Source organism: Shewanella sp. MMG014, from assembly GCF_018100775.1.
Taxonomy (GTDB): domain Bacteria; phylum Pseudomonadota; class Gammaproteobacteria; order Enterobacterales; family Shewanellaceae; genus Shewanella; species Shewanella japonica.
This window is the reverse complement of sequence record NZ_JAGJDZ010000011.1, coordinates 69,124-81,032: the sequence shown is the minus strand read 5'-3', so window position 1 is coordinate 81,032 and position 11,909 is coordinate 69,124. Positions and strand designations below refer to the sequence as shown.

The window sequence follows — 11,909 nt, the reverse complement described above, 5'->3', positions numbered from 1 at the left end:
TTACTTATTGTTTTTGTCGACTTTCATGGACGTTGCTGACATGACTCAACATGCCAGCATTACTGCTATAGCAATAACAAGCGTTAAATCGCTTAACTTGCGACAGCTGAGCGGCTAAATCTAGCTAAGGTCTGGCGGTAACAGTCAACGTATTGTTTGATTTTATTGTCGCAATTAAAGTGCGTTATGGCTCGCTCACGCCCAGCTTGACCGAGTCGTTGCTGTATTGAACTATCCGAGAGAATATGGCTAATTGCAGCTGCCATACTAGTTGAATTTTCAGGAGGAAATGAGTAACCCGTTACGCCTTCATCAACGACTTCGGGAATACCATCAACATTACTGCTAACCGTCGGAACCGCACACGACATGGCTTCTAAAATCACCATGCAGAATGATTCCCTAAAGCTAGGTTGGATAAGGCAGTCAGCATTGGCAATATAACATTCAACCTTATTAACTGAACCGGTAAAAGTGACACGGTCGAGTATGTTTAATTGCTGGCATTGCTGTTTAATCTTTCCAATATCAGGGCCATCGCCCACTAATACTAACCTTACAGGCTCACTGCAGGTTAGTTGGCTAAAGGCATCGACGACTGTTGAGGTGTTTTTAAGGGGTCTAAAATTGGAGACATGCATTAAGATTTTTTCGTCATCTTGAGCTAACGTCGCTCTTAACGTTTCATCTTGAAGTGCTGGGGTGAAATCGTCTGCATCAATAAAGTTATGCACTACGTTAATCGGTTGCTGAATATCGAACTCTTGCAGCATGTATTGACGCTGAAATTCAGAAACTGTCGTTAATAAGGCACTTTGATTCATGCTAAATGTATTTAAGCGCTTAATCGCATCGTCTTGGCCAACTATCGTGACATCCGTGCCATGAATTGTAGTGACAATTGGGAAGGGATAACGAGCAATATTACTGGCTAAATGGGCGCAAAGTGAGTGTGGAATGGCATAGTGAGCATGCACAATATCTAACTGGTATTCTTCCGCAACTTCAACAATTTTTGCCGTTAACGAATAGGTGTGTAGCGGGCCTTCAAATAAGGGATAGTTCACTTCATCTACGCAATGAAAGACAACATTCTCTATGTCTTCAGATAATTTAAACGGACGCTTGTGTGCAATGATATGCACTTCATGGCCAAATTTTGCCAAGCCTAATCCCAATTGGGTGGCAACCAAGCCTGAACCGCCAATACTGGGGTGACAGACAATACCTATACGTAACTTATTCATCATTCTTCACTAGTATCCTTACTAATTGGAGCGCTAAATATCAACGAGGTGTTTAACAAAATGCTACAGTTATTTTTAGGTTAACTTTACAAGGTTTGCAATATTTTTAATCGTTTTCAATTTATTGATTGTCACCTGATAGAAGGCAATAAATTCACAATTTATTGCAATCACCATAGCGTTATACTGTAGTCGGTGAATATGACAGTTTTAGGTAGGCTTAATTGCCGTAAACCTAGTGACAAAATGAAGTGAATATAAACATAAAGCTTAACAAGCAGATTTGTTAGGCTTTATGTTTTTTGGGATTGAGGCATATTATTCAAACTAAATAATACTCAAACTAAATAGTGTTAAATCATCAGCTTTGAGGGACTAAACGGGTTAATCAACCCAATGCAGTACATCACGAATGATTGACCATCGAGGCTGCGGTGTCGTGGCGCCTTTACCTAGCATCCAGTAATCATAAAACTCCTGTTGGTGACCATCGACTTTGCGAAGCTTTTGCCAGTTATTGATGTAATTCAATAATGATTGATTTGTCTGAGCAACAGCATAAGCAACTGGGTATCGATTTTTACCTTCTAAAATAGCGATACCGTAGCCTGGGAAGAACAATGTCCAAGCCGACCCCGCTTCAGCACTAATGACCACCGCATCATACTTATCGCCTTTCTGTCTAAAGAAGTCTTTGTAGCCATCAATTTTTACAAAGGTTAAGTGCGGTAACACCCGCTTTGCTTCTTTAATTTTGTCATCATGTTCGACGTAAGCAATGGTGGTATTTTCCATTTCTAAAATCGATTGATTAGTTTTAAAGCTATTAACTCTATGGTCTTTGGTGGCAATCGCAACGTTTAGCTCAAGTACTGGATCGCTATAGCTCAAGCTGTCCATTTGCTTAATATCCATTGCGAGTCCCGACATAGCAACATCAAAAAAGCCTGCATCTAGCGAGGCAGATAAGGTCTTTTTACGAAAAGGAATAAACTCTACTTCGACATTTAAATCTTCAGCCAACTTTGTTGCCATAGCAGAGTCAAAGCCGACTAATTGGCCTGCGTTATTGTAATAACTGAATGGCACATTGCTTGGAATGTAACCAACTCGAAGTACGCCACGCTTAATAATGTCTTGTACGCCAGCGATAGGTTGCGAGGGGGTTTTGCCGACTTCAGGAAACTGTCGTTTAACTTTTGTAGGAACCTTATCAGCCACTTGCATATTGGCAATCACACCGCTGGTAATTTCAGGACTATGAATAAATAAGCCCATGCCGACTCGACATATCAATATCGTCACGACAGTGCTAATCAATAAACCCGCGGACATTTTAATTAATTGAGGGGGACGCAGTTTAAGACTACCCTGGAATAAGCAAACGGTGAGCAAGGTTAAGGCAAATAGATTCATTACCGCAGCGATTGAGTTAAATTTACCGGTTATAAACCCAGACATCACAAACAGTTGAAATAGATCTGAAGGTAAATGAACCAACTCAAGCATAAACGGAATCGCCACATAAACACTGCCAAATAAAGACAATAAGCCACTGATAGATAATGACGGCATTGCACTCACTTCAACAGGCGTTCCGTTAAACCAGCCTGCAAAATAAACAAATAAAATGACGGTCAGTTTGCCAATATTGGGGAAGGTGAAGGCGATGGGTACGAGGATTTCAATCAGAGTTAACCCATCTTCGCTTAGGTTATTATGCTCACGCATGATTTGCTTACATTCTTCAATGATCACAGGGATCACAATAAAGATGTTACCTGTGGCAAATGCTGTGACTAAGCTGGCTTTTGTTATACGCACTGTTTGGGCGTAAGTAATAGGCGTTAATGAGCACACAATCCAAGGTAAAATGACAAACGTGAGCAATAAACACAGTACAAAATAACTGATTAAGTACACCTGCATACTTGCAAATTCATCAACCCCCATCGTGCCTGCTGCTGCCGCTGACATAGCAAAAATACCAATAGGTAAAACTTTGACTAAGCCTTGAGTAATACGAGAAAAGGTTTCTGTAATGGTATGCATGAATGACAACACTTGGGTCTTGTTGTCGCCTTCCATACCGATAAGCGCCAGCCCCATTGCAATACTGAACACCACCATTGCAGGTACATAGCCTGCAGCCATTGATTCGAATGGGTTTGAAGGAATATAGAGTTTGAAGTAGTTAATTGGCTCGACAGGTTCAACAATACTGGTACTAAAAAAGGAGGCCGATTCAATAAAGGGAAATGACAGTGGCATTAAAGCGGTAAGCACGATGCCGACGAGCCAAAGCAGCAGCATAATTAAGCCTGCTCGACTAAAAATAAGAATGGCGGTGCTTTTTTGGAGCTTACCTATACCGCCGATAAGTGAGACAACAATGTAAGGTAAGACGGTCATTTGCATTAACAAAATAACGCCATTGCCAATGGTGCTTAACCAGCCAACAGATTCACCAAAGAAAATCCCTACAGCAAAACCCACAAACATAGCGACCAGCATTTGGGTAGAACTGGTCATCGCAAGTAATTTTTTAAACACAATTAATATCCATTTATTCGATTATGCCTGCGGCGATTGAGTGCTATGACTCTGTATGATCTTTCAGCCACTTTGATGAGGTTGCTAAAAGTTTGCTAACCATTAATTGTTAAGTGGTGAAACTGCTAATTTTTATCAATATTAACAGTGTTATTATCGAATAGTCAGGTTTTATGGAATAAATTTATCGTGAATTGAAAGTTAGCAATTGCTAATGAAAAGGTGGTTGATTAGGGGATATGTTAACAAGCAATAGCCAGAACAAAAGCGAACTGGCTATTGCAAAAAATGCACGTTTAAGTCTAATACGACCAACTAAAGCGGTTTTAATTTTCCTTTCGCATCTGCAATGCATTGGTAGTTTTTCGACTTCATAAACTCAGCAAGCTCTGTTTCAATTCGTTCAAAACAGGTCTCGCCTTCTTTTTCAAAACAAGTGGCTATTTGCACTGCATCAGCACCAGCTAATAAGTATTCAAACGCATCAATCCCCGTTTTTATGCCGCCTACGCCAATGATTTGCACATTGTCATCAAGCAGTTCACGAAAAGCTCTCACATTTGCAAGACCAACAGGTTTGATATAGTCACCGCATAAGCCGCCGAATCCGCCTTTAGGTTTGATTATTGGCTGCTCTGTATAAGGATCAATGATTAAAGTATTACCGATTGAGTTAATGCAGGTAATAAATTTAACGGGGTATTTTTTAATAACATTTGCGGCGGCGACAAAGTGGGACATATCAAAATAGGGAGCTAACTTAATCCCTATAGGCTTATTTCCTAATGCGGTAATCGCTGCTAATGCCTTATCTGTTTGTTCAAAGTCATAGGCAACTTGTGCTTTACCCGGGATATTAGGGCAAGAAAAGTTCACTTCAATTAAATCAACATCACTTTGCTGAAATGCCGTCACCATTTCGATGTTATCTTCAACACTAAAACCCGATACGCTTACAATCACAGGTTTTCCTAAGGCTTTCAGTGCTGGGATCATTTCTAGATAAGCTTTATAGCCTAAGTTTGGTAAACCCATTGACTGAATTGAGCCAAGTGGCAAGTCTTGGTAACGAGGCTCTGGGTTGCCCTCTCTAGGGGCGATGGTACAAGATTTGGTGACTACAGCCGATGAATGAGATTGCGCTATGGTGTGTAATTCTTCCCAAGTGGTGCATTTAGGACCAGAGGCATTCATCAAATAACTTTCTAGCTTAACGCCTGCAACGTGAGTGGATAAATCGATTTTCATTAATGCGTCCTCTTGACTAAATGAGTATGGATAAACATGACGACCGATTTGAGGAAATAACTGTAGGCTGCATTGTTGCGGTGTAGGGCGCATCTGGCTAGCTGTGAAATTAATCTCCGACAAATTGCGCCATAGTTTATGGAGCAAAACAATGGGGATATTGATTAGAAACAAGAAAACAGCAAAATAATGGTTAAATTGTCAATAGTGTTAAGCTGAGCAGACAAAAAGCGATCATGCTTAAGATGATCGCTGTTTAATATCACAGTGAACTGGCTAGTATTATTTTAAGCGATAAACCACTTCCACACGTTCTTCAACATTAACCTCCCCATATTGATAGCTTTCCATTGTGTCACTTTGCACAGCAGACATTCGCATCATTACAGGTTGTACAGGGTGTTGGGTTAAGTAACGGATCTCCCAAACACCATCTAGCTTACGGTCAAAACCCTGTGCCAAGGATTGGGCTTTTTGTTTAGCATCGTTAATTGCAGCTTGTCTTGCTTGTTCGATTGCTTTGGTTTCATCCGATGATTTAAGGGCAATATTTTGTACACGGTTTATGCCTTCTTCTAACGCAGAGTCGAGAATGTCGTTGAGCTGGTTAAGCTTCATTACTGTCACTGTTAACTGACGGCTTGCATGATATCCGGTTAACTCTCTAGGCTGCTTTGAAGGGTAATGATATTGCGGCTGGATCTGTAAATTAGCGCTTTGTATATCATCGGTGCTTACGCCAGCTTCTTTTAAGCGAGCAATAAATTTCACCACGGCTTCATCAACCGCCGATTTTGCCTCTTTCGCTGTTGATTTAGTAAGGCTCACTTGCACAGAGATTTCAGCCATGTCTGGCGCAACCTGAACTTGGCTTATGCCGACAGTTTCAAGGTGAGGGAAATCATAATTTGCTGCTATAGCTGATTGGCTGCCGATACCAAATAATAAGGCGGCACATAATGCTGAGCCAAGAACTTGAGAATTGAATAAAGATTTTTTAACGGAATAAGTCATGGTGTTCTCCAACAATAAAACAGAAAAATCAATCGGTGTTATTGCTATAAACGAGAACAAATTTGAAAAGGGTTATTTTATTTTTCTTATTTTCTGTTACTTAATCTTCCTTGTTTATTGCTCTTGTCAAAAGCACTTGTCTAAAGCACATATTTAATACGGCGCTAGTTAACATTCCTGATGGTTAACCAAACACTGACTACGAAGATTTTATGGGCTTACTAAAAAAGCCCTTCAATGCTTAAACCAGCTGAAGGGCTCTTCTTAGTATGTGTAAACTTAGTATGTGTAATCTTGATTGATTAATTAATGAACTCGCTTGCCATTGACCCAAGTTTCGTTGACTGTGACTTTCCACATATCTTCATATGGGGTGGTAAAAATATCATCCTCAATCAAAATAAAGTCAGCCTTCATTCCAGGGCGTAGCTCACCAATCATTGATTCTTGATGCGCCGCATAGGCTGCATTAGAAGTAAAACTGGCTAAGGCTTCTGTTAGGTTCATTTTTTCCTTTCGATACCATCCATTAAACGGCTGGTTTTGATGATCTTGTCTGGTGACCGATGCATGTAAACCATAAAATGGATTTGGTGACTCAATAGGAAAGTCAGAACCTGCTGCAATAATCGCACCCGAAGTCATCAACTTTCGCCAAGCATAAGCACCTTGAATACGGGTGTTACCAATTCTATCGACAGCCATGTTTTTGTCGCTGGTGGCGTGGGTTGCTTGCATCGATGCAATCACATTAAGTTCTGCAAATCGAGGAATATCACTTAGCTGCAGTACCTGAGCATGCTCAATGCGGTGACGTAAATGACGTGACTGAGTTGTTGCTATTAGACGCTGGTATTCATTTAATACAATGTGATTAGCAAGATCGCCAATGGCATGAGTATTGACCTGAAATCCAGATTTCATTGCCATTTCGATGGTGTCGATTAAGGCGTCATTAGAATACAGCAGTAACCCTTTATGACCTTTTAAGTCGCTGTAATCTTCAATTAACGCAGCACCTCGGCTACCTAATGCGCCATCGGCTGAAATTTTAACACTATTGATTTGCAGCTTATCTGAACCAGCAGCGATGGGGCCAGCCGTCATTAACTGAGCAAAATTCGGATCTTCGGCATCAATCATCGCATTCACGCGGATAGGTAACTTATTAAAGTTTTCTAGTGTTTGGTATGCCTTGATTGTGTCGGAGCCAACGCCTGCATCATGCACGCTAGTTAACCCCATTGCAGCTAACGAATTAAGTGCCGTAAGTAATACAGTTTGTTGCTCATCAACCGACAAGCTTGGAATATTGTTGGTGATTAAGCTCATGGCATTATCAACAAACACTCCTGTAGGGCGGCCGTCACTGTGGCGTAAAATCTCTCCTCCTTCAGGGCTTATTGTCTGGGCATCTACCCCTGCAATTTGCATGGCTGCCGAGTTGGCCCATCCAGCATGTCCATCGACTCGTACAAGCCATACTGGTGTGTCAGGAAAGGCTTTATCTAACGATGCTGCAGTAGGGAAGGTGTTACTTGACCATAAGACTTGATTCCAGCCTCTGCCTTGAATCCACTGCAAATTGCTGTGTTGTTGACGAAATGCTTTGACCATATTCACCGCATCAGTTTCTGATTGGCTAGTACGAAGTTGGGCACGCATTAAACTTAATCCATAGCTCAATACATGCCCATGCGCATCAATTAAACCAGGTAGTAGTGTTTGGCCTTTACCGTCTATTCGAACAATATTAGCTTGGGTGCTGTAAGGTAAAATGTCATGTTCGGTATACACTTCTTCAATGGTGTCGCCGTTAAATTGTAGCGCTTTAAATTGAACAAGTTGTCCATCTTTAATGGTATAGCCGTGGATATTACTTATTAACTGACTTTGTGCAAACAGCGAAAAGCTGCAAAAGCACAAACAAGTAATAACAATCTTTTTGTTGATCTTAATCATGTTATTAATCGATCCGTGTTCTTATTATTTATTGTTTGATACTCAAAATGGGTATTAGGTAAATCAACATCTTCCTGATTGATGTTGACATAATGTTAACTGCTTTTTAGGAGAAACACGAATTGGCTAATTTAAAGGCGAAAAAGTCGCTGACAGCCGCAAGTTAATGGATAACTGCTACACTAAATATGGAGGATTAATGGCACCTTTTTTCGATTTTTCCACTTTACTGTCTGGCACTTAGCTTTGTATTCTGTCAAAACGGCTAAGCATAAAACAAACAGCACTGATACCCACAGGAGTCCACATGGATTTTTTTGCACTTACAATGGTATTACTTGGGCTTGTTGGTCTAGCACTGTCTTTACGACCCGCTTACGACATCTGTGCTTACTCGCAATTTAGTAGTAAAGGTTGGTTGGCTTTACTGATGATGATTGTGCTGTTTGTGATTGGTTATTTCAGTTATTTATCTTTATTGCTGCAACATCAAGACCGCGTTAATTTTATTGAAGTGATTGTGGCAGGTATTTTTTTAGCTGGTGGATGGTTTGTGTTTTTAGTGACCAACTTAAGCAAGCAGACTATTGAGAATTTGGATGACATTTTGCAGCAAAAAGCCCATCAAGCGAGCCATGATATATTAACCGGGCTCCCTAATCGGCAGCAGTTTTATCAGCAACTCGATAGTGCCATTGCACGAAAGCCTGACTCGTTTTATTGCATGATGTTAGATATTGATAACTTCAAAATGATCAATAACACCTTTGGCCATGTCGAAGGTGATAAAGTGCTACAAGTGTTGGCAGACAGGATAAACCAAACCGTCCCTAGTGATGGCGTTATAGCCCGCATTGGTGGCGACCAATTTGCCCTTATCGTACCTGATGTTGAAGCACGAAATATCACTGTCGTTGCTAAAGAAATAGAGCAAGCACTATTGGTCGATATTCCTTGTTCAGGTCATATGATAGTGGTTGGCGTCAGTATCGGTATTTCAAAATACCCTGACAATGCTCAAGATAGAAAAACGCTCATGAAAACCGCAGATAATGCGATGTATCATGCTAAAGAACATGACATTGCCCATCATTATTATCAGGCCGATTTACAATCCTCTCAATATGTGAGTTTTGCTGCAGATCCCCATGGCCGTCGCTTTTAGTTTTTGTTATGTATGTGACAAAAATAGCTAATCGTATATCATGCCGTAACCTACTTAAATTACCGCTTTTATTGCCCTCACATTGTATTTTTTTGAGTGACTGCGTACATTTGCTATACAAGTGTTAACTCAGCTGTTATACAATGTGGCCAAAATTAATGATATGGGGGTATCATGACAACAGAACAACGTTTATTAAATGCAGCAAAAGACCTCATTCAAGAACATGGATTAATCAATTTTTCTATGTCTGATGTGCCTAGAGCATGTGGGTTATCTCGCGCATGTTGTTATCAAAATTTTAGAGATAAAAATGAAATCCTTGCAGCGCTTTGTATCGAAGAAGTTCAAGCCAATATTAAAGCGATTCAAGAGCAACGATTTTCTGATTTAATTGGCACATTTAGTATGGTGCTTCGCCCGCTTATTTTTAATCATTTAAAAGACAAAGATCGCTTAGCATTAGATCACGTTTTTGCAGAGCTGCTCGCGCTTATCCATGGGCTCCCAGAAAAAAATGAATTCCTCTTTTTAAAGCGTGGTTTCGAGTTCATTGAATTAGAAAGAACTCAAATTAAAGCCAATATCGCTTAAACTTTCATTTTATCAATTGATTCATGACGTTAATGTTGTAAAGGACTTTTAGGTTTTTACAACATTAACTGTTTGCCTATTTTCTACTCCCACGTTAGCCAAGCTTTAATACATTAGCCCTATATAGCCTTAGACTTGCTTTGCTCATCGGTTAAGGTGTCATTATGTTCATATTTGATGACAACTCTTAATGAGTTAAGTGTATTAAAAATAACCTAATAACCATCTAATGAGTGACAAAGGTCATCATGTTAATTTAAAGTAACGGCTAAAGGAGTCAGAAAGGCTCTTTATTAGATAATCTCTGTAAATTACCGAAAATCAGTAAAATACAAGCGATAGCATATTGAATAGTATCAATAGCAAGGAAGCAACACCTGCATGAGCAAGCAAGAACACAGCGATACTGAGACTTTAGATGAAGCAACAGTTGCACTAGAACAAGCAATAAACCAACAAGCAGCGCAACAAGCCTCTAATGATGATCACCATCAACACCTACTAGGCCATTGCCATCATCATAATCAAATGCAGCAACATTTAGATGATCAAGCTAATCCTGAAAATGTCGATGATTATTGCTCTGAAAAAACATCTACAGCCAAGTTCACTGCCCAATCAATACAGCCTAGAACCGTAAAGTTACCCCTAGTCAATGTGTATGCCAAAGGTGGTTACTGCGTACAAATGCGCCTTGGCAGTGAAGGTAGCTTGGCTAATTTAATTGTTGATACCGGTAGCAGCACTTTAGTCGTTAAAAAGCAGGTGTATCAGCCCCATGAAGACCAATATCTACAATCTAGTCCTTTTGCCCAACAGGTCATATATGGCGCGGGTGGCTGGGATGGCCCATTAGTGCATACCAAGGTGAGTGTGAGTGAAGATGGTCTCAAGCACGACCCATTAGCTCAAGATTCTTTGGATGAAAATACCTCAACCCACGTCCCACATTTAAACTTAGCGCATCAGCCTTTATCACTTAACGATTGTCCTGTCGCGATTGTACCTTCATTAAAGCAACAAAAAACGTTCGCCGATGCAGACGGTATTTTAGGGCTGGCATATTATGGGCTTAATAAAAGCTATGATTTAACAGCCTACATCGAAAAACATAAAATTAAACCCGCCTCAACCTTTCCATGGCCTTTTTCAGAGCCAAATTCTGTGTGCCCAGCCCATTGCGAGCATGATGAAAAGAGCTGTGATGAAGCAGACGAGTCAGAGCGTTTTAGTGGCGAGGATTTAAAGCGTTTCAGAAAATTCTTGAAAAAACAGCCACAGCAGACCGTCGTACCCTATTTTACTCGCCTTAACAAAAATGGCTTAACGCACAATAAATTTGGCTTTTATTCAAAACGCTCGAGCATCCATATTGCTAAAGATGATTATACCCAAGAGCAAATTGCAGCTGACCCACTTAACAAAGGCTGGTTGATTCTAGGCGGTGGCAAAGAGCATACCGAGTTGTATCAGGGAAAGTTCAAAACCATCGATGTCATTCATAATCGTTATTACAACGTCAAACTGTATTCAATGCGAGTGGGTGAACAAGCAGAAGTAGAGGCTCCAGCATTACAAAGTCAGTATGTCGCATCCCATAAAAGTAATGCCATTATCGATACAGGCGTATCAGGTATTTTACTGACAGACTTGTTATACAAAGCCATGATGACTGGATTTAACAATGTTTCTAGTGACTTTGTAACGTTAGTCGAGCCATTCAAAGATATCAGTTTTCAAGAGAAAGGGATTGATATGGCCGAGCTATTTAAAGGCCGAGATATGACAGGCCATCATCCTGATGATTTAAGCCACTGGCCGACACTGCATTTTACATTTGACGGTGAAATCACCAACGAATGTCCTGATTCAGAAAATGAAGTTATCGATAAAGCGATTACTATCAGTTGTAAACCCGAGCATTATTGGCAACTCAACTCACCAAGCCCAGGTAAAGCGTGTTTTAAAATATTAAGCCAGTTACCACGTTGGCCAAACCAATGTTTATTAGGTTTACCGTTACTTAATGATTATTACGTGATATTTGACCGTTCAGCCCATGAAACTGGCGTAATTCGATTTGCTGAGCAAAAAGATTACTAATTCAATATTGGAGGTGATTTTCA

General features: G+C 40.3%; 8 protein-coding genes. 3 read left to right on the top strand and 5 right to left on the bottom strand.

The genetic code is table 11. The features are described from left to right. Positions 1–92: 92 nt before the first annotated feature. The 5 genes from bshA to J8L86_RS16740 all read right to left on the bottom strand — a co-directional run bounded on the left by bshA (position 93) and on the right by J8L86_RS16740 (position 8,024). A complete protein-coding gene (bshA, locus tag J8L86_RS16760) occupies positions 93–1,250 on the bottom strand; it encodes an N-acetyl-alpha-D-glucosaminyl L-malate synthase BshA (RefSeq protein ID WP_231919189.1) in 1,158 nt (385 codons plus the stop codon). 381 nt (positions 1,251–1,631) lie between these two features. Further along, positions 1,632–3,800, bottom strand: a complete 2,169-nt coding sequence (locus J8L86_RS16755) for a cation:dicarboxylase symporter family transporter (protein ID WP_055025785.1) — start codon at positions 3,798–3,800, stop codon at positions 1,632–1,634. Positions 3,801–4,115: 315 nt separating this feature from the next. Next, a complete protein-coding gene (locus J8L86_RS16750; protein ID WP_240433825.1) occupies positions 4,116–5,171 on the bottom strand; it encodes a dihydroorotate oxidase in 1,056 nt (351 codons plus the stop codon). Positions 5,172–5,330: 159 nt separating this feature from the next. Continuing rightward, positions 5,331–6,062, bottom strand: coding sequence for an oxidative stress defense protein (locus tag J8L86_RS16745; RefSeq protein WP_211031075.1), 732 nt, complete (start codon positions 6,060–6,062; stop codon positions 5,331–5,333). Between the two features lie 306 nt (positions 6,063–6,368). After that, positions 6,369–8,024 (bottom strand): amidohydrolase, encoded by a 1,656-nt coding sequence (locus J8L86_RS16740; RefSeq protein ID WP_211031074.1) that lies wholly within the window; start codon positions 8,022–8,024, stop codon positions 6,369–6,371. A gap of 307 nt (positions 8,025–8,331) precedes the next feature. Between J8L86_RS16740 and J8L86_RS16735 the strand changes: the two genes are divergently transcribed. The 3 genes from J8L86_RS16735 (at position 8,332) to J8L86_RS16725 (ending at position 11,886) form a co-directional block, all read left to right on the top strand. Next, positions 8,332–9,189 carry a GGDEF domain-containing protein gene (locus tag J8L86_RS16735; protein WP_065110005.1) on the top strand — a complete coding sequence of 286 codons (858 nt, stop codon included), beginning with the start codon at positions 8,332–8,334 and terminating at the stop codon, positions 9,187–9,189. Positions 9,190–9,363: 174 nt separating this feature from the next. Continuing rightward, entirely contained in the window at positions 9,364–9,783 is a 420-nt protein-coding gene (locus J8L86_RS16730) for a TetR family transcriptional regulator (RefSeq protein ID WP_055025782.1), read from the top strand. 381 nt (positions 9,784–10,164) lie between these two features. After that, on the top strand, positions 10,165–11,886 hold the full coding sequence (locus J8L86_RS16725) for a pepsin-like aspartyl protease (RefSeq protein ID WP_211031073.1): 1,722 nt from the start codon (positions 10,165–10,167) through the stop codon (positions 11,884–11,886). Positions 11,887–11,909 lie beyond the last annotated feature (23 nt).